The sequence below is a fragment of the Sphingobium sp. TCM1 genome (genome assembly GCF_001650725.1).
Classification (GTDB): domain Bacteria; phylum Pseudomonadota; class Alphaproteobacteria; order Sphingomonadales; family Sphingomonadaceae; genus Sphingobium.
In genome coordinates, this window is sequence record NZ_LXVX01000012.1 from 99,466 (window position 1) to 122,386 (window position 22,921).

Sequence of the window (22,921 nt, forward strand, 5' to 3'; positions counted from 1 at the left end):
ACTATTTCATTCGGGCAAAGCAGGACATTTGTCCGAAATTATCTTTGGCGGACCGCCGCGCGTCTTCAGCTTCCGGTCTGGAGGAACCAGCGGTCGGTCCGTTCCAGGCCGATGGCGGTCAATCTTCCCGAAAAATAGGCGCCGGTGTCGACGCCGATCCGGTTGGTGCGCAGGTCGACGTCCGGGGTGATGCTGTGGCCATGGACGACCATCTTGGGGTGGGCGCGGTCGTGGTCCAGAAAGTCCCGTCGGATCCAGCGCAGGTCGACCGGGTCCTGATCGTCGATCGCTATGCCGGGACGGATGCCCGCATGGACGAAGAGATAGTCGCCCCACTCGATACTGTTCGGGCAGCCATCCAGAAAATCGACATGGGCGCGCGGAACATGGGCCTGCATCCACGCGACGATGGCGGCGTCCTCCATCGTTTCGAACTGGCGTGGCGTCAGGCCGTAGCTGGCCAGTGCCTGCGCGCCGCCCGCCCGGCGGAAGGTCGGAACGACGCGTTCGTCGCCATAAGCGGCCGCGACGAACAATTCCTCATGATTGCCCTTCAGGCAGATCGCATCCTCCCGGTCGACCAGCCCCATGACACGATCGACCACCGCGCGCGATGAGGGGCCGCGATCGACCAGGTCGCCCAGGAATAGCAGGCGCGAAGCCATCGGTTCCCGCGTCAGGCAGTCGGCGGCGATCAGCCGCAACAACTGCTCCAGCAGGTCCAGTCGCCCATGGATGTCGCCGATCGCATAGCAGCGCCCATCCTCGCCTATGCTCGGCGGCGGGCGATCATCAGGTTCGGCGTGCCGCTGTTTTCCGATGCGCCAGAAGCTCATGGACCCAGTGTCGCCTACAGGCGGGGCAGTGTCACCCCCTGCTGGCCCATATATTTGCCGGCGCGATCGGCATAGCTGACCTCGCACGGTTCGTTGCCCTGGAGGAACAGGAACTGGCAGGCGCCCTCGTTCGCGTAGATCTTGGCGGGCAGCGGCGTCGTGTTGGAAAACTCCAGCGTGACATGGCCTTCCCAGCCCGGCTCCAGCGGCGTCACGTTCACGATGATGCCGCACCGCGCATAGGTGGATTTGCCCAGGCAGATCACCAGCACGTCGCGCGGCACGCGGAAATATTCGACCGTGCGGGCCAGGGCGAAGCTGTTGGGCGGGATGATGCAGCAGTCGGTCTTGCGGTCGACGAAGCTGTTGGCCGCGAAATCCTTGGGGTCCACCACCGCGCTGTCGACATTGGTGAAGATCTTGAACTCGTCCGCGACCCGCGCGTCATAGCCATAGGAGGACAGGCCATAGCTGATGCAGCCGTCGCGCTTCTGGCTCTCCACGAACGGCTCGATCATGCCGGTCGTCAGCGCCTGTTCGCGAATCCACTTGTCGGAAAGAATGGCCATGATGTCTCAGCTCTTTTTGATGGGGCCGATGCCCAGGTCCGCCGGACCGAAGGCATGGGGAAGAAGGTCGGCGACGCGAAGGTCGAGCACCCGGTCGCCGCCGGGCGTGGCGCAATAGACGGCCAGGGTGCGGCCGGCCATCTGCTCGGCCTCGTTCATGATCTGGCGGCATCGCCCGCACGGGGTGACGAGCGCGTCCTGCGGACCATCCATTGCCCCGCCCACGACCGCGATCGCGGCTACGTCGCCAAAACGCCCCTGCGCATTGACGCTCGCCAGCGCCACCGTCTCGGCGCAGAGCGACAGGCCGTAGCTCGCATTCTCGAAATTGCACCCGGTGACGATGCTGCCGTCGGTCAGCCGCACCGCCGCGCCCACGGCGAAGCGGCTATAGGGCGCATGGGCGTTCGCCATCGCCTCGCGCGCGGCGGCGATCAGCATCTGGATATCGTCTGTTTCACTCATCACGGCGCCACCACATTCCATCGGACCGGACCATCGACGCCGTCGATATGCCGCATATCGCTGGCTGTCCACATCACCCAGGGCTTGGAGGCATAATCGGGCGGGAAGAAATTGCCGTCCAGCCACAGCGTCCGGTTGATGCCCGACCCGACATCATAGGCCTTGTCGAAATCCTCGGTCAGGTTGAGCAGGGCGGGCCTTCCCGCCTGGCCCTCGACCAGGTTGATAAGCGTGTTGAGGTCCGACAGCAGCTGGTCGCGCCGCGGCCGCGCCCTGCATCCCGGCTGGAACGCAAGTCGGATGACCGGGGGCAGCGCGGCGTTGTCGCGCGGCACCGTGGTCATGAAGCCGGTCGCCTGGTCGCTCGGCCGGCGGCACAGGCTCAAATCGATGAACGCTCCATAGCGCATCCCCGCCGCGCGCGCGGCGCGCCAGTTGGCGGCGAAGGCGGGGTCGCGCCGGCCGGCGCCATCCACCGCGCGCACATAGGCGAAATCCGTTCCCTGCGCGGCCAGCGTGCCCCAGTCGACCACGCCATTGTCGGCGCTGATGGTGACGCCTTGCACCGGATATTGCTCGCGGTCAGGGGCCCAGGCGCGCGCATGGAGCCACAGCGCCAGAGCCAGCGCCGCGACCACCGCCAGTCCCGCCCCGATCCGGAACAGCAGGCCCCCCAAAGTCACAACCCTGATCTTTCTACCCCTTGATATGCAGCACGCAGATCAGCGTGAAAAGGCGCCGCGCCGTGTCGAAATCCACGTCGATCTTGCCTTCGAGCCGCTCCTTCAGGACCTCCGCCGCATCATTGTGGATGGCGCGGCGGGCCATGTCGACCGTCTCGATCTGCTGGGGCGACGCATTGCTGATCGCCTGATAATAGCTGTCGCAGATCGCGAAATAGTCGCGGATCGGGCGGCGGAACCGGCCCAGCCCCAGGATGATCGCCTCCAGCGGGCTGTCGTCTTCCCGGTTGATCTCGATCACCAGCCGACCTTCCTCGACCCGCAGCATCACCTTGTAGGGACCGGCATAGCCGTCGTCATGAACGCGCTGGGGCGCGAAATGATTATCCTCCAGCAGGTCGAAGATCGCGATGCGCCGTTCCTGCTCCACGTCGGCATTGCGCCACAGGATCGTGCGCTGGTCGAGCTGGATGTCTATGATGCGCGGATCAGCCATATGCAAGCGCACTGTCAGTGCGGCGGCGCGCGCCGAAATGCAAGCGGGACTTATCCACAGATGCTTTCGGATATTGCCCTTGCGCGGCGCGTGTCGGGAGAGGAAAGAGGGCGCATGGTCGAACTGCTGAAATTGAATCCCGCCGAAACGGGCGGAACCGAACTGCCGCGCAATGTCGAGGCGGAGGCCGCGCTGCTGGGCGCGATCATGATCGACAACCGCATTGCCGAGGATGTGCAGCTCAGGCTCAAGGCCGAACATTTTTTCGAGCCGCTGCACGGCCGCATCTACGACGCGATCATGCGCTTGCTGGACAAGGACATGGTCGCCAACCCCGTAACGCTCAAGCCCATGCTGGAACAGGATCCCGCGCTCCGGGAACTGGGCGGGGCGGCCTATCTGGCGCAACTGACCGGCAATGGCGCGGCGCTGATCGGCGCGCGCGACTTCGCCAGCCAGATCTACGACCTTGCGTTGCTGCGCCAGCTTGTCAGCGTCGGCCGAGAACTTGTTGAAAATGCAATGGACACCAGCGAGGATGTCAATCCCCGTGAGCAGATCGAGGCGGCCGAAGTCGCTCTCTACAAGGTGTCGGAGGGTGAGGGCGAGACGGGATCGGTCAAAAGTTTCCTCACCGCATCCACCGCCGCCGTGCAGGTGGCCGAGCGCGCGCTCAACAGTGGCGGCCATGTGTCGGGCATCACCACCGGGATCAACAGCCTCAACGCCAAGATCGGCGGCCTGCACAATTCGGACCTCATGATCCTGGCGGGACGTCCGGGCATGGGCAAGACCTCGCTGGCCACCAATATCGCCTATAATGCGGCGTCGCGCTGGCTGCGGGACAATGCCGATGGCATCCCGGCGGAAAAGAATATGGGCGCCAAGACCGCCTTCTTCTCGCTCGAAATGTCGGCGGACCAGCTGGCGACCCGCGTTCTCGCCGAACAGTCCGGCATTTCCGGCGAAGCGCTGCGCATGGGCAAGATCAGCCGCGCCGATTTCCAGAATCTGTCCCGCGCCGCGCGGGAGCTACAGGAACTGCCGCTCTTCATCGATGATACGCCCGGCCTCACCATCGCGGCGCTGCGCACCCGCGCGCGCCGCCTCAAGCGCCGCCACGACATCGGCTTCATCGTCGTCGACTATCTCCAGCTACTCCAGGGAACCGGGCGGGGGAACGAGAATCGCGTCAATGAAATTTCGGAAATTTCTCGTGGTTTGAAGACCTTGGCGAAGGAACTTCATGTCCCGGTGCTGGCCCTGTCGCAGCTCAGCCGCGCGGTGGAACAGCGCGAGGACAAAAGGCCGCAACTGTCCGACCTGCGCGAATCCGGCTCGATCGAGCAGGACGCGGACATGGTCTGGTTCGTGTTCCGCGAGGATTATTACGAGGCCGCCAAGGAACCCAAGCCCGACGACGAGGCCGCCTACGCCGCGTGGAAAGAAAATATGGAGCGCATCTACGGCAAGGCGGAAGTCATCGTCGCCAAGCAGCGCCACGGTTCCACCGGCCGTATCCGCATGAAGTTCGACGCCAAGATCACCCGCTTCTCCGACCTGGCCGAGGACAGCTATGAGGATCTGAGCTACGAATGAGCTGAGACAACAATCATCGTCGTCATTCCCGCCCAGAGCGATTTCCCATCAGATGGAATCTTCTGATGAGTCGTCAATCGCATAAAACCAGTGGAGCGGTTGATCCGATCCACCAGGATCGCAAACAGCTCCAGGCGGGAACCCTTCTCCGGACCTTGAACCAGGTTCGATGTCAGGGAGAGGGATTCCCGCCTCGGCGGGATGACGAAAAAGATTATTGGGCTTTGGCCGCCTTGGCCCGCGCCGCTACCCGCTTCTCCAGCATCGACAGCGGCATCGCGCCTTCCTCAAGAATGGCGTGGAACTGCTTGATATCGAAGGCATCGCCCAGCTCCGCCTCTGCCGCCTTGCGAGCCTTGCTCCACACGCCATGGCCGACCTTGTAGCTGGTCGCCTGCCCCGGTTGGGTGCAATAGCGTTCGACCTCACGCTGGCAGCGGGGCCGGGCGAAGCCGGTCTTCTCCACCATATAGTCGGTCGCCTGTTCGCGGCTCCACTTCTTCGCATGGATGCCGGTATCGACGACAAGCCGCGCCGCGCGGAACAGAAAGGACTGGAGATAACCCGCCCGGTCGAGCGGCGTCGCATAGCCGCCCAGTTCGTCCGCCAGTTGCTCGGCATAGAGCGCCCAGCCCTCGGTATAGGCGCTCATGAACGCGGTCTTGCGCAGCATCGGCACGTCGCCCGCATTCTGCGCGGTCGAGATTTGCAGATGATGGCCCGGCACGCCCTCATGATAGGTGAGCGCGGGCAGACCATATTTCGGCCAGTCGCCGACATCCTTGAGATTGATGAAGTAGATGGCCGGTCGCGATCCATCCAGCGCCGCGCGGTTATAATAGCCGTTGGACGCGCCATCCTGGATCTCGATGGGCACCGCACGAATTTCCAGCACAGTATCAGGAATCGTGGAGAAGGCATTGGGAAGCTTGGCCTTCATTGCGTCGAGATCGCGGTTCAGCTGCGCCAGCAGGGCGGCGCGCCCCTCCGCGCTGTCGGCATAGAGCTGCGTCGGATCGACATTGAGCGCCGCCAGCCGCTCGCCGATCGTGCCGCTGGTCCGCCCCGCGCCCTTCAGAATGCTGTCCAACTGCGCGCTGATGTCGGCGACCTGCTCCAGCCCCATGGCGTGGATCTGGTCGGCGCTGAGATCGGTGGTCGTCGCCTGGCTGAGCGCGGCGGCGTAGATTTCGTCTCCGCGTGGGGTGCGCCATACGCCATCGCCCGCCGCCGTCCTGTCCTTGAGCGCCGCGATCGCCGCGATCTGTTCATCCAGCGCGGGGTAGATCGCCCGCTCCACGATCGCGCTCGCCTGCCCCTGCCAGTCGCCCGCAATGCCCTTGGCCGCCGCGCGCTTCACCAGCGACTGGACCATCGAACATGCGGCCGCCGGCTGCCCGCGCAGCTTTTTCAGTTGCCCCAGCGTCAGGTCCAGCGACCAGGCCGGCGCCAGATAGCCGCGCGCCGCCTCGTCCCGCTGGAGCGCCGTGTCGGTCCGCAGGTTGCGGGCGAAGGCGTCGAGCCGCGCGACATAGGCGTCGCAGTCCGCCGCCGCGTTGATGGTATGGGCGGTATTGAGGAAATCGGGCGTCTGGAAATAGCTGCCGCCCTGCTGGAAGATGCGATAGGGCCGCTGCACGCTGTTGAGGCCGAATGTCGCCGGCGCGACCGTCTGCTGGCCCAGCGAATAAAGGATGACCTCCAGGTTCAACCGCTGCGCGTCGGACAGGCTGGCCGCCTCATAGCCCTGCAATTCCTGGATCGCCGCCTGCGTCGCCGCCAGCTTCTTCATCATGCCCGACTTGCTGTTGTCATCGAGCAGGCTCTTCGCCCCGGCGCGCGCGCCCTTGTCGAGGCCCAGGCTCGTCACCATCCCCGGCGACAGGTCGAGCGCGCGTTCGAAGATTGCGGCGAAGGTGGCGGACAGCCGCGCATCGTCGTTGCCCGCGACCTGCGCAAATCCGCGCGGCGCGGCGGTGGCGAGCGCGGCGGCGCCGGCGGTGGAAAGAAAGGAACGGCGGTCCATGGCGGCGACTCCCTGATTTTGTCTGGCTGCTGATTTTTCAGGCTCTTGTCTTACTCCGCCGACGCCGCTCGTCCAGTGCTTTGTAACAAAGTTACGCTGTTGCAATATGTTCGTGCGTGGTCAGAGCGGGTAGGACAGCGCCAGCCCCGCCACCGCCGCCACCGCAAGCGTGGTCATCACGCCCTGCTTAAACCGGAAGATCATCACCGCCGCGCCCATGGCGATCAGGGCGATGCGCCAGTCCAGGCTCGCCGGATCGGGCAGCAGCAGCGTCATCCCCGCCGTCCGTATCGTCTCAAGCCGCGTGAACAGCACATGCAGCGCGAACCACAGGGTCAGGTTCGCGATCACGCCCACGACCGCCGCCGTCAGAGCGGCCAGCGCGCCTTGCAACCGCGGCGCATGTTCCAGCCGCTCCATCCACGGCGCGAAGCTGAAAATCCACAGGAAACAGGGCGCGAACGTGACCCAGAGCGTGACCAGACCACCCAATATCCCGGCGATCAGCGGCGAAAATGGCTCGGGCGCGCGGAAGGCGCCCAGGAAGCCGACGAACTGCGTCACCAGGATAAGTGGCCCCGGCGTGGTTTCGGCGAGGCCGAGGCCATCGGTCATCTCGCCTGCCGACAGCCAGTGCATCTGTTGCACCGCCTCCTGCGCCATATAGGCTAGCACCGCATAGGCGCCGCCAAAGGTGACGACCGCCAGTTGCGAGAAGAAGGCGCCGATCCTCCACAGCACATGGTCCGGCCCCAGCAGCAGCAGGATCGCCGCCATCGGCGCGGCCCAGATCAGCAGCCAGAGCAGGATGGTCCGCGCCGTCTGCGCCCAGGGCCGGGGCCCCGCCGGCGCACTTTCCGGCGCCGCGCCGTCCGCCTTGAGCCATGCCGGTCGCCACCGCGCCAGCACGAAGCCCAGCGCGCCCGCGCCCAGCACGACGATCGGAAAGGGCAGGGCGAAGAAGAACAGCGCCAGGAAGGCGGCGACCGCCAGCACCCGCTTGAACCCGGTGTCGAGCGCCCGCCGGCCGATGCGGATCAACGCCTGAGTCACGATCGCCAGCACCGCCGCCTTGATCCCCAGGAACAGCGCCGCCACCGGCTTCAGGTCGGCGGCATAGGCGTAGAGGATCGCCAGCCCCATCATCACCGCCGCGCCGGGCAGCACGAACAGCAACCCGGCCGCCAGCCCGCCCTTCGTCCCATGCAGCCGCCATCCGATCCAGGTCGCCAACTGTTGCGCTTCCGGTCCCGGCAGCAGGTGGCAGACATTGAGTGCGCGCAGGAACGGACCTTCCTCCACCCAGCGCCGCTCCTCCACCAGTTCGCGATGCATCAGCGCGATCTGACCCGCCGGCCCGCCGAAGCTCAGAAAGCCGATCTTGCCGAAAACATGGACAAGGTCCGAAAAACTTGGATGCGACACGCACGTTCCCCCTGGGCGACAACGCCCTTTTCGCCGCAATGCTTGGGCGGGGAACGCCTGAACGGGGGATTGCCTTGCCCCGTGCGCCGATCATGGCGGCGCGTCGTGGCGGGATCAAGCGGATTCAGGCCGCCAGCGCCCCCTCTCCGTCATGCGCCCGCCGTGACGCCATGATGGCGCCCACATGGGCCTCGGCCCAGCGGGTAATCTGGTCCAATATGCCGATCAGCCCGCCGGCCAGCGGCGTCAACGCATATTCCACCGTCACCGGCACGGTGGGGAAGGCGGCCCGGCTGACCAACCCGTCGCGCTCCAGGCTTTTCAGCGTCTGCGACAGCATCTTCTGCGAGATTGCGCCGATCCGCCGCCGCAGATCGTTGAACCGCACCGGCCCGTCTTTCAGGCTCAGCAGCACCAGCACCGCCCATTTGTCGCCGATCCTGTCGAGGATCTGGCGCGTCGGACAGTCGGGATCATAGGCGTCGCCCACGCGAAGCGGCTGGGGATCGGTCATGTCGGTATCCTTGGCGTAACCAGGTGACGGCAAAGTGCCTTCTTGTCGCCCTGATAGCCTGATCGCTATCTGGTTTCCATCAGTAACCATACAGGATATCAGCCATGAAGGTAGCGATCATCGGCGGCAGCGGCCGTGCGGGCCGGGAAATCAGCACGGAACTGGCGCGGCGCGGGCATCGGGTGACCGCCATTTCGCGCCATCCGGAAAACGCCGTCGATGCCGAAGGCGTCACCGCCCTTGCCGGCGACGTCAATGATCCCGCCGCGCTCGCCGAAGCGATTCGCGGCCATGACGTGGTGGTCAGCGCGGTGATGTTCTCCGACACCGATCCCGCTTCGCTGGTCGGCGTGATGCGGGCGGCGGGCGTGCCGCGCTATCTGGTGGTTGGCGGTGCCGGCAGTCTGGAGGTGGCGCCCGGCGTCGCCCTCATCACCACCCCGGACTTCCCCGAAGCCTATAAGGCCGAAGCGGGCAGGGGCGCGGCCTTTCTAGACAATCTGCGCGGGGTGGACGACATCGACTGGACCTTCCTCTCGCCCTCGGCCTATTTCTTCGTCGGCGACCGCACCGGACATTTTCGCCTCGGTCGGGACGAACTGCTGGTCGACGCCGACGGCAACAGCAGCATCTCCTATGCCGACTATGCCATCGCCATGGCGGACGAAATCGAGACGCCCCGGCACAGCCGCGCGCGGTTCACCGTGGGCTATTGAGGGCGGCGTAGCTAGGCGACGTTCCGGTTTTCCGACTCCCGTTCGCCCTGAGCTTGTCGAAGGGCTTCACTTCTTCTTCCAGACGCAAGGCTTGAAAGAGAAAATGGGGCTTCGACAGGCTCAGCGCCAACGGATGTGGATGTGTCCAAAAATGGCCGCTCCAAGTCCTCACCTGAAGCGACCCTCCGCCAGATGCGCAACGCTTACTGCGCTCCCTCCAGCTTGTCCTGGGTCTTAGTCTCGAAATCGCCGGCGTCATGGCGTTCGCGCAGTTGTTCCTCCAGCGGCCCGTTCGCCTTGTTGACCATGCGGCCGCGCTTCACCGCCGGGCGGGCGTCGATCTGCTCGGCCCAGCGCAGCACATTGCCGTAGCTCCGCGCGTCCAGGAACTCTGCCGCTTCATAGGCCCGGTTCAGCACCAACCCGCCATACCAGGGCCAGATGGCGATGTCGGCGATCGAATATTCGCTCCCGGCCATATACGCATTCTCCGCCAGATGGCGGTCGAGCACGTCCAGTTGCCGCTTCACCTCCATCGCATAGCGGTTGATCGGATATTCGTATTTTTCGGGCGCATAGGCGAAGAAATGGCCAAAGCCGCCCCCAGCAGCGGCGCGCTGCCCATCTGCCAGAACAGCCAGCTCAGCGCCGCGGTGCGCCCGGCCGGGTCGGTCGGCAGGAACCTGCCGAACTTCTCGGCCAGATAGAGCAGGATCGCGCCGGATTCGAACACGCGCTGGGGCGGGGACGTGCTATGGTCCATCAACGCCGGGATCTTGCTGTTGGGATTGACCTCGACAAAGCCGCTGGAAAACTGGTCGCCCTCGCCGATGCGGATCAGCCAGGCGTCATATTCCGCCGCGGTGATACCCGCCTCCAGCAATTCCTCCAGCAGGATCGTCACCTTCTGCCCGTTGGGTGTGGCGAGCGAATAGAGCTGGAAGGGATGCTTGCCCACCGGCAGCGCCTTGTCATGGGTCGGCCCGGCGATCGGGCGATTGATATTGGCGAAGGCGCCGCCACTCTCCTTGTCCCAGGTCCAGACTTTGGGCGGGGTATAGCTGTCGGTCATGCGGGCGTGGCTCCGATATTGCGTTCTCGCCCGCAGGTAGGAAGCGGCCTTGCCGCCCGCAACCGAGTGTCGCCCGCCGCCGCGTGATTATTTCTCGCCGACCCGCACCACCAGAACGCTGATCGGCGACTGGTGGACGATGGCCGACGCATTGGAGCCGAGCAGGCGGGACACGAGCGAGGGCTGGTGCGAGGCGAGGATGATAAGGTCGGCCTTGCAGCTTTCCGCCTCGTTCAGCACTTCGTCGCGCACCCGCCCGCGATGGGTGACGAACCGGGTCCGCGCCGGATCGAGTCGCGTCTCATCCGCCCATGCCTTCATGTGGGCACGCGCTTCGGCGCCCTCGCGTTCGTCGAAATCGCTGGCGAGCAGGGCGGAATAGCGGGTCGGCAGATGATGGCGCACATAGAGGATGTGGACCTGCCCCTGCGCTCCGGCAACCTCCGCCGCGCTGGCCATGGCGGCGTGGGCCAGCGCCGGATTGTCGATGTCCACGGCCACAAGGATCGTCGCGTAGCTCATTATCCTCTCCCGCCGAATGCCGGCCTTACGGGCGTCTTGCACGCTGCCGCGCCCTGTCTGCGATGATACTCCAGATCGGGGGAATCCGGAACAGCCGCAATATCCGCCCATCCCGTCGCGGACCTCGTGACCCGCGTCGCGCGCGGAGCTATGGAGCGCGGCGAACGGCCACAGACAGGGGTGGAAAATTTTTCTGCGATTCCACCCTTGACCCGAGAAACGACTTTTCCATATTCACGCCGCTAGCACTCTTCATCAGGGAGTGCTAACAACGAAGAGTTCATCGGGAGAAGGAAGGGTGAAAAAGGCATTTCGGGGCATGAACCCGGCGTCCTTCTCGCCCATCTGATCCCAAGACGCTAGGGAAAGGCAATCAACATGGCATTTCGTCCGTTGCACGACCGTGTTCTCGTCCGCCGCGTGGAAGCGGAAGAGAAGACCGCCGGTGGCATCATCATCCCCGACACCGCCAAGGAAAAGCCGCAGGAAGGCGAAATCGTCTCCGTCGGCACCGGCAGCAAGGCCGAAGACGGCAAGGTGACGCCGCTGGACGTCAAGGCTGGCGATCGCGTGTTGTTCGGCAAATGGTCGGGCACCGAAGTCAAGGTCGATGGCGAAGACCTGCTCATCATGAAGGAATCGGACATTCTCGGTATTGTGGGCTAACGCCAACGGGCTTGGCCTCATTGGCTAAGCTGCGAACCGGGCAGAAATCTGATTTTTTCGCGGAATTCCGACACCTGCAACGGTGTGAACTTCGCATATTTTGCAATTCTCAAAGAAGGTGAAAGATCATGGCAGCGAAGGACGTAAAGTTTTCGCGTGACGCTCGTGAGCGCATCCTGCGCGGCGTCGACATCCTGGCCGACGCGGTCAAGGTGACGCTCGGCCCCAAGGGCCGCAACGTCGTCATCGACAAGAGCTTCGGCGCGCCCCGCATCACCAAGGACGGTGTTTCGGTCGCCAAGGAAATCGAACTGAAGGACAAGTTCGAGAATATGGGCGCCCAGATGGTCCGCGAAGTCGCTTCGAAGACCAACGACATCGCTGGTGACGGCACCACCACCGCGACCGTTCTCGCCCAGGCGATCGTGCGCGAAGGCATGAAGTCGGTTGCCGCCGGCATGAACCCGATGGACCTGAAGCGCGGCATCGACCTCGCCGTCACCAAGGTCGTCGATGACATCAAGTCGCGCTCGAAGCCGGTTTCGGGTTCGAACGAAGTCGCCCAGGTCGGCATCATCTCGGCCAATGGCGACCGTGAAGTCGGCGAGAAGATTGCCGAAGCCATGGAAAAGGTCGGCAAGGAAGGCGTCATCACCGTCGAAGAGGCCAAGGGTCTCGAATTCGAGCTGGACGTCGTCGAAGGTATGCAGTTCGACCGCGGCTATCTGTCGCCCTACTTCATCACCAACCCGGAAAAGATGGCGGTCGAGCTTGCTGACCCGTACATCCTGATCCACGAGAAGAAGCTGTCGAACCTCCAGTCGATCCTGCCGATCCTCGAAGCCGTGGTGCAGTCGGGTCGTCCGCTGCTCATCATCGCGGAAGACATTGAAGGCGAAGCGCTGGCGACCCTGGTCGTCAACAAGCTGCGCGGCGGCCTGAAGGTCGCGGCAGTTAAGGCGCCCGGCTTCGGCGACCGTCGCAAGGCCATGCTGGAAGACATCGCCGTCCTCACCAAGGGCGAAGTCATCTCCGAAGACCTCGGCATCAAGCTCGAAAACGTCACGCTCGCGATGCTCGGCACCGCCAAGCGCGTCACCATCGACAAGGACAACACCGTCATTGTCGACGGCGCTGGCGACCATGAGTCGATCAAGGGCCGCACCGAGCAGATCCGTGCGCAGATCGAAGTCACCACTTCGGACTATGACCGCGAGAAGCTCCAGGAGCGTCTGGCGAAGCTGGCTGGCGGCGTAGCCGTCATCAAGGTTGGCGGCGCGACCGAAGTCGAAGTCAAGGAGCGCAAGGACCGCGTCGACGACGCTCTCCACGCGACCCGCGCGGCTGTCGAGGAAGGCATCGTCCCCGGCGGCGGTACGGCCCTGCTGTACGCCACCAAGGCTCTGGAAGGCCTCAAGGGCTCGAACGACGACCAGACCCGCGGCATCGACATCGTCCGCAAGTCGCTGACCTCGCTGGTGCGCCAGATCGCCGCCAACGCCGGTCAGGACGGCGCTGTCGTGTCGGGCAAGCTGCTGGATCAGGACGACACCTCGTTCGGCTTCAACGCTGCGACCGACACCTATGAAAACCTGGTCGCCGCTGGCGTCATCGACCCGACCAAGGTCGTGCGTACCGCGCTCCAGAACGCTGCCTCGGTTGCCGGTCTGCTGATCACCACCGAAGCCTCGATCGCCGAGCTGCCGGAAGACAAGTCGTCGGCCCCGGCGATGCCGGGCGGCATGGGCGGCATGGGCGGCATGGACTTCTGACGCGAAGCGTCACCCCAGCGCAGGCTGGGGTCTCATGCCCCATGGGATAAGAACGAGGCCGGCGGAGCGATCCGCCGGCCTCTTTCGTGCGTGAGTGCGGCAGGCCGTGTTTGAGGCCCATCAACCCCTCTCCCTTGAGGGAGAGGGATGCGCAGGCTTCTCAGCTTGCTGCCTGGCCGAAGCCGGGTGAGGGGGGATGTGCTGGCATCCGGCCGCTCGCTCTCAGTTCGCGGGCGGGTGCGTCACGACCATCATCGGCAGCTGCGCGCGCACCTCGAAGCCCAGGGTCCGGTAAAGCGCGATCGTCCGGTCATGCGCGGCATAGGCATGAAGGAAGGGCGTTTCGCCACGATCGAGCATCGCCTGCATCACCACCCGCATCAGGGCGCCGGCCAGGCCGCGTCCGCGCCAGTCGGGATGGGTGCAGACCCCGCTGACTTCGGTGAAGCCCGGCATCCGCATCCGTTCGCCGGCCATCGCGACCAGCCGGCCGCCCTCCCGCACGCCGATGAAGCGGCCGAGGCGGTGGGTGAGGGGGCGAAAGGGGCCGGGCTTGGTCAGCAGCGCCAGCTCCAGCATGGTCGACGCATCCTCCTCGCCCAGCACGACCCAGTCGGGCAGGGTGGTGGTCGCGGCGGTCACGCGCGGCGCGACCATCTGCGCCAGCAGCGCGGTCCGCGCGACATGGATGTCCGGCGGCGCCGTCGCCGCTGCGTCCCGGCCGACCAGCCATAATTCGCCGTCCGCCGGGATCAGCGGGCGCAGGGCCGCGAGTTCCTGGCCTGCCGTCGCGGCAAAGGGCCCGTGTTCCGTGTGCAGGCGCATCGCCAGCGCGTCGCCTTCCGCCAGCGCGGACCAGCCGGACCTCAGGCTGTGCCAGACCGGATGGTCGAGCGGGTGGCCGGGCGCGGCAGGATCGGAGGCAGGGGAGGTCATCGTGCGACTCGTCGGGCCGGAGGAAAGGGACGGGCAGATGCACCGCTTCGGCCTCTTGACGTCAACCGCCAATCTGCGCCTTGCTCACGTCCAGCATCTTGCCATTGGTGATGACGACGATGTCGCCCAGTTTCGTCACGCCGAACAGCTTTTTCGCGAACGCGACCGGCACGCCGATGCAGCCATGAGTGCCGCGCCCATATTCGACGTCGCTGCCGTGGATGAAGACGCCGTCGCTGGTCAGCCGCTGCGCATAGGGCATGGGCGCGTCATAGAGGTTGGACACATGGTCGGCGTCCTTCTGCGTGATCGGGAAGGCGCCCTGTGGGCTTGGCTTGTCGGTCGCGCCATAGAGGATGACCGCCGCCCCGATCTCGTAGCCGGCGCGGAACACCGACAGCGTCTCGGCCTTCAGGTCCACGGTGATGACCACCGGCCCTGTGGCCGGTGCGCCTTTCTCGTCCCAGACATAGTCGCCATGGCGGAACGGGCCGTCGATCCGCAGCACGCGCTTCACCGCCAGCGCGCGGGGATCGACGTGCATCGGCTGGTCGCTGCGCCGTTCGGCAGGCTTGGTCGGAGGGGGGGCTGGCGCGGTTTTCTCGGCGGCGAGTTCAGCCGGGGTTGCATCGCTTGCCGCCGGCCGGTCGATCCACTGCATCGTCAGCAGCGCGCCACCGCCCAGCAGCAGCGCGACCGCCAGCTTGGGCGCCAGCCTGGCCACAACGCTTTTCAACAAACCCGCCATTACGTTCCTCATGCCTCCGTTCAGGCGGCAGCGTAGCGGCGAAAGGTTAAGTTCAGCCTTCCCGCGCCACTTCCGCCGCCGCGATCGCGGTCAGGTTCAGGATGCCGCGCGATGTGACGCCGGGCGTCAGCACATGGATCGGCTTCGTCAGGCCCATCAGCATCGGCCCGACCGTGGGCGAGCTGGAGGCGGCCGACAGGGCGGTCAGCGTGATGTTCGCCGCGTCCAGATTGGGCATGACCAGCAGGTTGGCCGGTCCCTCGAAGCGGGAATCGGGGATCAACCGCTCGCGCAACGCCTGGCTCAGGGCCGCATCGGCATGCATCTCGCCATCCACCGCCAGTTCCGGCGCAGCCTCGCGGACCAGCTTCAGCGCCCGGCGCATCTTGCGCGCGCTGTCGGTGTGCGATGCGCCAAAATTGGAATGCGACAGCAATGCCGCGCGCGGCGCAAGGCCGAAATGCTGCAATTCGGCCGAAGCCGCCAGCGTCATTTCCGCGATCTGCTCGGGCGTCGGGTCCGGCACCATATGGGTGTCGGTGATGAAGAGCGCGCCCGCGTCCAGGATCAGTCCCGACAATGCGTAAACGCGGCTGTGGCCGGGCACCCGGTCGATGATCCGCAGCACATGTTCGACCTGGCCCCAATATTCGGATCGGCCGCCGACCAGCGCGGCATCGACCCGCCCGGTGCGCAGCAGCAGGGCGGCGGTGATGGTCGGGCGGCGGTAAACATGGCGCAAAATCTCGTCGGCCGGCACGCCACGGCGCGAAGCGACCGCGCGATAGGCCTCGACCAGTTCGCCCATCACCAGATGATCGGTTTCGGGATCTATCACCTCGACATCATTGTCGAGGTCGAGGTTCAGCCCCATTTCCGGCAGCTTCTGCGCCAGGATGCGGCGGCGCGCGATGATGGTCGGACGGACGATGCCTTCGTCTAGCGCGTCGCGTATCGCGCGCAGTACGCGTTCATCCTCCCCCTCGCCATAGGCGATGCGGCAGGCGCTGCCGCGCGCCGCCTCGAACACGGGCAGCATCAACTGGCCCGATCGGGTGCTCTGGCGCGCCAGGCTGCGCTTATATTCGTCCAGGTCCAGCGTCTTCTTCGCGACGCCGCTGTCCATCGCCGCCTTGGCGACCGCGACGGCGATCTCGCCGATCAGGCGCGGATCAAAGGGGGTCGGGATGATATAGTCTGCGCCGAACACCAGCTTGCGACCGCCATAGGCCTGCGCCACGCTGTCATGAGCGGGCTTGCGGGCGAGGCCGGCGATGGCGTCGGCGGCGGCGACCTTCATCGCCTCGTTGATCTGCGTCGCGCCGACGTCCAGCGCGCCGCGGAAGATATAGGGGAAGCACAGGACGTTGTTGACCTGGTTGGGATAGTCGGACCGGCCGGTGGCGATGATCGCGTCCGGGCGCACTTCGCGGGCAGCCTCCGGGCGGATTTCCGGCTCCGGGTTGGCCAGTGCGAAGATCAGCGGGTTGGGCGCCATCAGCGGCAGCCATTCGGGCTTCAGTACGCCCGGCGCGGACAGACCCAGAAACAGGTTCGCGCCCGGCAGCACGTCGGGCAGGGTGCGCGCATTGGTGGTGCGGGCATAGCGCGCCATGTTGGGCAACATGCCCTCGCGGCCAGCATGGATGACGCCGTCCTTGTCGGTCATCGTGACATTCTCGACCGGCAGGCCCATCGATACCAGCAGGTCGACGCAGGCGAGCGCAGCGGCACCCGCGCCAGACGTCACCAGCTTCGCGTCGGCCAGCGTCTTGCCCTGCAACACCAGTGCGTTGCGCACGGCGGCGGCCACGACGATGGCGGTGCCATGCTGGTCGTCATGAAAGACCGGAATATTCATCCGTTCCTTCAGCCGCGCCTCGATCGCGAAACATTCGGGCGCCTTGATGTCTTCCAGGTTGATCCCGCCGAAGGTCGGCTCCAGCAGCGCGACGGCCTCGACGAACTTGTCGGGGTCGGTGGTATCGACCTCGATGTCGAACACGTCGATATCCGCGAATTTCTTGAAGAGGACGGCCTTGCCCTCCATCACCGGCTTGGACGCCAGCGCGCCGATCGCGCCCAGGCCGAGCACGGCCGTGCCGTTGGAGATGACGGCGACCAGGTTGCCGCGCGCGGTATAGTCCATCGCCTTGTCGGGATCGGCGGCGATCTCGACGCAGGGCGCGGCGACGCCGGGCGAATAGGCCAGCGCCAGGTCGCGCTGGTTGACCATGCGCTTGGTCGGCTCGATGCGGAGCTTACCGGGCTGCGGATAGCGGTGATAGTCGAGGGCGGCGCGGCGGGTGTTATCGTCCATGCGATGCGCCTTAATGACTGCGTTTCGCTAGGGCAACCGCCGATAGCTCCCAGGGTGGCGTCGGGGCATATAGTCCGACAAGAAATTCGACGAAGGCCGTGATGGCGCGGGGCGGATTGGCCTGCGGCAGCGTCACCGCGAACAGGCCTACATCGCTCGACCCCTCATAAGCCGGCAATATCTGCCGCACGGCGCATCGAGCCAGTGCGTCGCTGATGTCCCAGAGCGATCGCAGCGCGATGCCGCCGCCGGCCAGCGCGAGTTCGCGCACCAGTTCGCTGCTGTTGGTGCGGACATGGCTGCGTCCCTCGACGGGGACCGGCCCCTTCGGCCCGACGAGCCGCCAGGGCATCTGGCCTTCCGCTGCCAGCAGGCGATGCTCCTTCAGGTCCGCGATCGTCTCCGGCACGCCGAACCGCTCCAGATAGGCGGGCGCGGCGCACAGGATGCGGCGGTTGGTCGCCAGCCTTTTCGCTGTCAGCCCCGGCCCCGGATCGGCGGTGATGCGGATGGCGAGGTCCGCGCGGCTTTCGATCAGGTCGGCGAAATCGTCCGACAGGTCGATGCTGAGTTCAACCTTGGGATGCGCGTCGATGAAGCGCTGGAGGTAGGGGGCGAGATGCATCCGCCCGAAGGAGGTCGGCGCCGTGATGCGCAGCGGCCCGCTCGCCACCGCCGACGCGCCCGACACCCGCCGCTCGGCCTCTTCCAGCGCCGCCAATATGCCACGCAGGTCGGTATGGAGCCGCTCGCCCGCCGGCGTCAGCGCCAGCCGCCGCGTGGTGCGATGGACGAGCTTCGCGCCCAGCCGCTCCTCCAGCCGCGCCAGCCGCTTGGACATCATGGCTGGCGATATATGCAGCCGCCGCCCGGCTGCGGCCAGCCCGCCCTCGTCCACTATGCTCACGAACAATTCATGGTCGGGATCCATCATATTCGTTCACCATAGGAATGACTGTATTCGCATAATAGCGTCTACACGACATAATGGGAATCGCGTAAACACTTTCCAGGATTATCGTCGTCCCTGCGCAGGCGGGAATGACGAACAGGAAATGTGCAGGAGAAGATGATGACCGACCGCATGATCGACAAAGCCGGCCTCCAGGTCGCCGAGCAATTGGCCGATTTCATCGACAGCCGCGCGCTACCCGGCACTGGCATCGCGCCCGACGCCTTCTGGGCCGGCGCCGCCGCCATCTTCGCCCGCTTCGCTCCCGAAAACGGGGCGATGCTACGCAAGCGCGATACGCTTCAGGCGCAGATCGACAGCTGGCACGAACAGCGCAAGGGTCAGCCGCATGACGGCCAGGCCTATCAGGCCTTCCTGCGCGAGATCGGCTATCTCGTCCCTGAACCCGTGCCCTTCACCGTTGGCAGCGAGAATGTCGACGAAGAAGTCGCCCGCATGGCCGGGCCGCAGCTGGTCGTCCCCATCCTCAACGCCCGCTTCCTGCTGAACGCCGCCAATGCGCGCTGGGGCAGCCTCTATGACGCGCTCTACGGCACCGACGCCATTCCCGGCGCGGCGGCGGGAAATGGTTATGACGCCGCCCGCGGCGCACAGGTCATCGCCTGGGCCAAGGTCTTCCTCGACGATGCGATCCCGCTGGCGACCGGCAGTTGGGCTGACCTGTCGAGCGACGACATCATCCTCGCCGATCCGTTGCAGTTCGTGGGCACCAGCGCCAAGGGCAAGCTGTTCCGTCATAACGGCCTGCATATCGAAGTCGTCTTCGATCCTACCCACCCGATCGGTGCGACCGACCCGGCGGGCATCGCCGACGTCATCCTCGAATCCGCCCTGACCGCCATCTGTGACCTTGAAGACTCGGTCGCGGCCGTCGATGCGCAGGACAAGGTCGCGGCCTACGCCAACTGGCTGGGCCTGATGCAGGGCGACCTGACCGACACGTTCGAGAAGGGTGGCAGGATGATGACCCGCGCCCTCAACCCCGACCGCGCCTACGCCGCGCCGGACGGCGGCAGCTTCACCCTGCCGGGCCGCAGCCTGTTGTTCGTCCGCAATGTCGGGCATCTGATGACCAACCCGGCCATCCGCCTGCCCGATGGCGACGAAGCGCCCGAAGGCATATTGGACGGCATCGTCACCAGCCTGATCGCCATGCATGATCTGGCGCGCGACGGCGGCAACAGCCGCGCGGGCAGCGTCTATATCGTCAAGCCCAAGATGCACGGGCCGCAGGAAGCCGCCTTCACCAACCGCCTGTTCGACGCGATCGAGGACATGCTGGGCCTCGCCCGCCACACGATCAAGGTCGGCGTCATGGACGAAGAACGCCGCACCTCGGCCAATCTCGCCGCCTGCATCCATGCCGTCCGCGACCGCATCGTCTTCATCAACACGGGCTTCCTCGACCGCACCGGGGACGAGATGCACACGTCGATGCAGGCCGGGCCGATGATCCCCAAGGGCGAGATGAAGACGAGCGACTGGATCGCCGCCTATGAAGATCGCAACGTCCAGATCGGCCTCGCCTGCGGCCTGTCGGGCCGGGCGCAGATCGGCAAGGGCATGTGGGCCGCGCCCGATCGCATGGCCGACATGCTGGAGCAGAAGGTCGGCCACCCCCGGAGCGGCGCCAACACCGCCTGGGTGCCTTCGCCCACCGCCGCGACGCTGCACGCGACCCATTATCACCGCATCGACGTTTTCGCCCGTCAGGCGGAGCGCACGGCGGAGGGTGTCGCGCCGCTCGACAAGCTGCTGACCATCCCGGTCGCGGTCGGCCGCAACTTTTCGGAAGAGGAAATCGCGCAGGAACTGGACAACAACGCACAGGGTATCCTCGGCTATGTCGTCCGCTGGGTCGACCAGGGCGTCGGCTGCTCCAAGGTGCCCGACATCCACGACATCGGCCTGATGGAGGACCGCGCGACCTTGCGCATCTCCTCGCAGCATATGGCCAACTGGCTGCTGCACGGCATCTGCACGCCCGATCAGGTCGACGCCGCGCTGGCCCGCATGGCCGCCAAGGTCGACGCCCAGAATGAAGGCGATCCGCTCTACCAGCCGATGAGCGGCCGGGAAGGGGAGAGCCTCGCCTATCAGGCCGCCCGTGCCCTGGTGTTCGAGGGCGTCGAGCAGCCCAGCGGCTACACCGAACCCCTCCTCCACGCCTTCCGCGCGAAGCAGAAGGCGCAAGGGGCATTGGTCGACGCCTGAAAATAAGCTCGGTCATCCCGGCTCAGGCGGGGATCCATCTCCAAAGCCATCCTCCTGCGCGAGGTCGGGAGAAGGATTCCCGCCTGCGCGGGATGACAGGGCCTGGCTTGAACTTGGCAACCCTTCCATGCTGCGTTACGCCCTGACCGGCGCGCAGCAAGGGAGCCGCCATGACGATCATCGTCCATCATTTGAACAACAGCCGGTCGCAACGCATCCTCTGGCTGCTGGAGGAACTGGGCGAACCCTATCAAGTCCGCCGCTACGAACGCGACGCCAAGACGATGCGCGCGCCCGCAGAATTGCGCGCCATCCACGCGCTCGGTCGCTCCCCGGTGGTGGAGGTGGACGGCCATCGCCTGATCGAAACCGGCGCGATCATGGAGCATCTGGTCGCCCGCGCCGGCAACCGCTTCGGCCCGCCTGCCGATACGGAAAGCGCGATCCGCTACCGCCAATATATGCACTATGCCGAAGGATCGATGATGCCGCCGCTGCTGGCGCTGCTCATCATCGGCAAGCTCGGCCTGCTCGGTCGCCCCGCGCGGCCCACGGTGCAGAAGATGCTGGACGATCATCTCGACTGGCTCGAAACCGAACTGGCGTCGCGCCCCTATTTTGCGGGTGACGCCTTCACCGCCGCCGACATGATGATGAGCTTCCCGCTGGAGGCGTCCCGCGCGCGTGGCGGCCTGAGCGAATCGCGCCCTAACATCATCCGCTGGCTGGACGAGATGCACGCCCGACCCGCCTATCAGGCCGCCCTCAAGACCGGAGGCGCATATGCCTACGCCTGACCGCCGCACCTTACTGCGCTATGCCGCCGCCGGGATCGCCACGTCGCTCGTCGCCCCGCGTCTCTTCGCGCAGGAAAAAGCCGCCGAGGCGCTGAAATCCCTCACTGGCGCTGTCGCCCCGATCGGCAAGGCCGAGCGCGCAGACCGTCTCGCCCGCGCGCAAACGGCGATGCAGGCGGCGGGCATCGACGCGCTGTTGATCGAACCGGGTGCCAGCCTCATTTATTATAGCGGCATCCGCTGGCACCGCAGCGAACGTCTGACCGCCGCCGTTATCCCGGCCAGCGGTGCGCCGCTCATCGTCTGCCCCTTTTTCGAGAAACCGTCGATCGACGAATCGCTCGCTATCCCGGCCGAGGTGCGCGTGTGGCAGGAGCATGAAAGTCCCTATGCCCCGATCGCTGACTTCCTGACCGCAAAGGGTTTGGTGAAGGGCCGCATCGGCATCGAGGAAACCGTCCGCTATTTCGCGGTCGATGGCCTGCACGCCGCGTTGCCTGCCGCGACTTTGGTGAAAGACCCCGTCACCCGCGCGATCCGTATGCGCAAGACCGCCGCCGAAATCGCGCTTATGCAGGCTGCCGCCGACGTCACCATGGCCGCCTATCGCTGGACCTACCCGCAGGTGAAGCCCGGCATGACCCCCGCCGACATCGGTGCGCTGATGAGCGCCGCGACGAAGCAACTGGGCGGCAAAGTCGAATTCAACCTGATCCTGCTCGGCGAAGCCGCCGCCTATCCGCATGGATCGGGCAAGCCGCAGGCGGTGCGCGCAGGCGAGGTCGTGCTGATGGACTGCGGCTGCACGGTCGAGGATTATCAGTCCGACATCAGCCGCACCTTCGTCCATGGCGCCGCGCCCACCGCGCAGCAGCGCAAGGTCTGGAACGACGTGTCGCAGGGCCAGATGATCGCCATCGAGGCGGCAAGGCTGGGCGTCCCGGCGGGATCGGTCGATGATGCCGTGCGCCGCTGGTACGAAACACAGGGCTACGGCCCCGGCTATGCGCTCCCCGGTCTGTCCCACCGCACCGGCCACGGCATCGGCATGGAGGGGCATGAGCCGGTCAACCTCGTCCATGGCGAAACCACGAAGCTGGACATCGGCATGTGCTTTTCCAATGAGCCGGGCCTCTATCTGCCAGGCGTGATGGGCGTCCGCATGGAGGATTGTTTCCACATGACCCGGCAGGGACCGGCATGGTTCTCGAAACCGCCGGTGTCGATTGAGGAGCCGATCGGATAAATATGGTAAGATGAGGTTGATTGAACTCGATGCGTGCGGCTGGACAAAGCCATTGGACTTCTATCTGGCCTTGTTGCCAAAACTGGGAGCACCCGACTGGCATGGCCTTAATTTAGACGCGCTATACGACAGCCTGTTGGGTGACATTAACGCGGCCGAGCCGCCCTTTTGTGTGACGATAAGAAATATCGACCGCCTGCCGGCCGAGATGTCCGATTTTTTGGCGCAGGCGGCAACCATGTTCGCCGATGCGCGACATGACTATGGTGTGGAGGTCACGCTACAACTAATCTGAAGAGTGATGTTACACCGCGACCAAATCCCCC

General features: G+C 65.4%; 21 protein-coding genes and 1 pseudogene. 8 read left to right on the plus strand and 14 right to left on the minus strand.

Annotated features, from left to right (window positions below):
• Positions 1-65: 65 nt before the first annotated feature.
• The 5 genes from A7Q26_RS09450 to A7Q26_RS09470 are packed head-to-tail and all read right to left on the minus strand — an operon-like array spanning position 66 to position 3,049.
• The gene (locus A7Q26_RS09450) at positions 66-836 is read right to left on the minus strand and encodes a metallophosphoesterase family protein (RefSeq protein WP_066859140.1); all 771 of its coding nucleotides are present in this window, start codon (positions 834-836) and stop codon (positions 66-68) included.
• Between the two features lie 14 nt (positions 837-850).
• Complete coding sequence (gene dcd / locus A7Q26_RS09455) at positions 851-1,405, minus strand: dCTP deaminase (RefSeq protein WP_066859141.1); 555 nt, start codon at positions 1,403-1,405, stop codon at positions 851-853.
• 6 nt (positions 1,406-1,411) lie between these two features.
• Positions 1,412-1,870, minus strand: coding sequence for a cytidine deaminase (locus tag A7Q26_RS09460; RefSeq protein WP_066859473.1), 459 nt, complete (start codon positions 1,868-1,870; stop codon positions 1,412-1,414).
• Entirely contained in the window at positions 1,870-2,553 is a 684-nt protein-coding gene (locus A7Q26_RS09465; RefSeq protein WP_443018155.1) for a GH25 family lysozyme, read from the minus strand. Before A7Q26_RS09465 ends, A7Q26_RS09460 begins: the two co-directional genes overlap by 1 nt.
• Positions 2,554-2,566: 13 nt before the next feature.
• Positions 2,567-3,049, minus strand: coding sequence for a UPF0262 family protein (locus tag A7Q26_RS09470; RefSeq protein WP_066859142.1), 483 nt, complete (start codon positions 3,047-3,049; stop codon positions 2,567-2,569).
• Between the two features lie 114 nt (positions 3,050-3,163).
• Between A7Q26_RS09470 and A7Q26_RS09475 the strand changes: the two genes are divergently transcribed.
• On the plus strand, positions 3,164-4,648 hold the full coding sequence (locus A7Q26_RS09475; RefSeq protein ID WP_066859143.1) for a replicative DNA helicase: 1,485 nt from the start codon (positions 3,164-3,166) through the stop codon (positions 4,646-4,648).
• 214 nt (positions 4,649-4,862) lie between these two features.
• On the opposite strand, the gene A7Q26_RS09480 is transcribed toward A7Q26_RS09475, so the two are convergent.
• The 3 genes from A7Q26_RS09480 to A7Q26_RS09490 all read right to left on the minus strand — a co-directional run bounded on the left by A7Q26_RS09480 (position 4,863) and on the right by A7Q26_RS09490 (position 8,613).
• Positions 4,863-6,674, minus strand: a complete 1,812-nt coding sequence (locus A7Q26_RS09480; protein ID WP_066859144.1) for a DUF885 domain-containing protein — start codon at positions 6,672-6,674, stop codon at positions 4,863-4,865.
• A gap of 120 nt (positions 6,675-6,794) precedes the next feature.
• A complete protein-coding gene (chrA, locus tag A7Q26_RS09485; protein WP_084439058.1) occupies positions 6,795-8,099 on the minus strand; it encodes a chromate efflux transporter in 1,305 nt (434 codons plus the stop codon).
• 124 nt (positions 8,100-8,223) lie between these two features.
• Positions 8,224-8,613, minus strand: a complete 390-nt coding sequence (locus A7Q26_RS09490; protein WP_066859145.1) for a winged helix-turn-helix transcriptional regulator — start codon at positions 8,611-8,613, stop codon at positions 8,224-8,226.
• A 104-nt stretch (positions 8,614-8,717) separates the two neighbouring features.
• On the opposite strand from A7Q26_RS09490, the gene A7Q26_RS09495 reads away from it, so the two are divergent.
• Positions 8,718-9,329, plus strand: coding sequence for an NAD(P)-dependent oxidoreductase (locus tag A7Q26_RS09495; protein ID WP_066859146.1), 612 nt, complete (start codon positions 8,718-8,720; stop codon positions 9,327-9,329).
• A 203-nt stretch (positions 9,330-9,532) separates the two neighbouring features.
• On the opposite strand, the pseudogene yghU reads toward A7Q26_RS09495, so the two are convergent.
• Positions 9,533-10,401 (minus strand): annotated as a pseudogene (gene yghU, locus A7Q26_RS09500) (glutathione-dependent disulfide-bond oxidoreductase).
• 87 nt (positions 10,402-10,488) lie between these two features.
• Entirely contained in the window at positions 10,489-10,923 is a 435-nt protein-coding gene (locus A7Q26_RS09505) for a universal stress protein (protein WP_066859147.1), read from the minus strand.
• A 378-nt stretch (positions 10,924-11,301) separates the two neighbouring features.
• Between A7Q26_RS09505 and groES the strand changes: the two genes are divergently transcribed.
• The gene (gene groES / locus A7Q26_RS09510; RefSeq protein ID WP_066859148.1) at positions 11,302-11,589 is read left to right on the plus strand and encodes a co-chaperone GroES; all 288 of its coding nucleotides are present in this window, start codon (positions 11,302-11,304) and stop codon (positions 11,587-11,589) included.
• A gap of 128 nt (positions 11,590-11,717) precedes the next feature.
• Entirely contained in the window at positions 11,718-13,361 is a 1,644-nt protein-coding gene (groL, locus tag A7Q26_RS09515) for a chaperonin GroEL (RefSeq protein ID WP_066859149.1), read from the plus strand.
• 222 nt (positions 13,362-13,583) lie between these two features.
• Here groL and A7Q26_RS09520 read toward each other — a convergent pair whose 3' ends face one another.
• The 4 genes from A7Q26_RS09520 to A7Q26_RS09535 form a co-directional block, all read right to left on the minus strand.
• Positions 13,584-14,297, minus strand: a complete 714-nt coding sequence (locus A7Q26_RS09520; RefSeq protein ID WP_066859150.1) for a GNAT family N-acetyltransferase — start codon at positions 14,295-14,297, stop codon at positions 13,584-13,586.
• 61 nt (positions 14,298-14,358) lie between these two features.
• Positions 14,359-15,045 (minus strand): L,D-transpeptidase family protein, encoded by a 687-nt coding sequence (locus A7Q26_RS09525; RefSeq protein ID WP_066859151.1) that lies wholly within the window; start codon positions 15,043-15,045, stop codon positions 14,359-14,361.
• A 52-nt stretch (positions 15,046-15,097) separates the two neighbouring features.
• Positions 15,098-17,365 (minus strand): NADP-dependent malic enzyme, encoded by a 2,268-nt coding sequence (locus tag A7Q26_RS09530; RefSeq protein WP_066859152.1) that lies wholly within the window; start codon positions 17,363-17,365, stop codon positions 15,098-15,100.
• A gap of 10 nt (positions 17,366-17,375) precedes the next feature.
• Positions 17,376-18,299, minus strand: coding sequence for a LysR family transcriptional regulator (locus A7Q26_RS09535; RefSeq protein ID WP_066859153.1), 924 nt, complete (start codon positions 18,297-18,299; stop codon positions 17,376-17,378).
• Between the two features lie 138 nt (positions 18,300-18,437).
• Between A7Q26_RS09535 and A7Q26_RS09540 the strand changes: the two genes are divergently transcribed.
• The 4 genes from A7Q26_RS09540 (at position 18,438) to A7Q26_RS09555 (ending at position 22,890) form a co-directional block, all read left to right on the plus strand.
• Positions 18,438-20,552: a malate synthase G gene (locus tag A7Q26_RS09540; protein WP_198162893.1), complete on the plus strand. Its 2,115-nt coding sequence runs from the start codon at positions 18,438-18,440 to the stop codon at positions 20,550-20,552.
• Positions 20,553-20,722: 170 nt separating this feature from the next.
• Positions 20,723-21,349, plus strand: coding sequence for a glutathione S-transferase family protein (locus A7Q26_RS09545; RefSeq protein WP_066859154.1), 627 nt, complete (start codon positions 20,723-20,725; stop codon positions 21,347-21,349).
• Positions 21,336-22,595, plus strand: coding sequence for a M24 family metallopeptidase (locus tag A7Q26_RS09550; protein ID WP_066859155.1), 1,260 nt, complete (start codon positions 21,336-21,338; stop codon positions 22,593-22,595). The genes A7Q26_RS09545 and A7Q26_RS09550 overlap by 14 nt, the downstream gene beginning before the upstream one ends.
• 16 nt (positions 22,596-22,611) lie before the next feature.
• Positions 22,612-22,890 (plus strand): barstar family protein, encoded by a 279-nt coding sequence (locus tag A7Q26_RS09555; RefSeq protein ID WP_198162894.1) that lies wholly within the window; start codon positions 22,612-22,614, stop codon positions 22,888-22,890.
• The last annotated feature ends 31 nt before the right edge of the window (positions 22,891-22,921 follow it).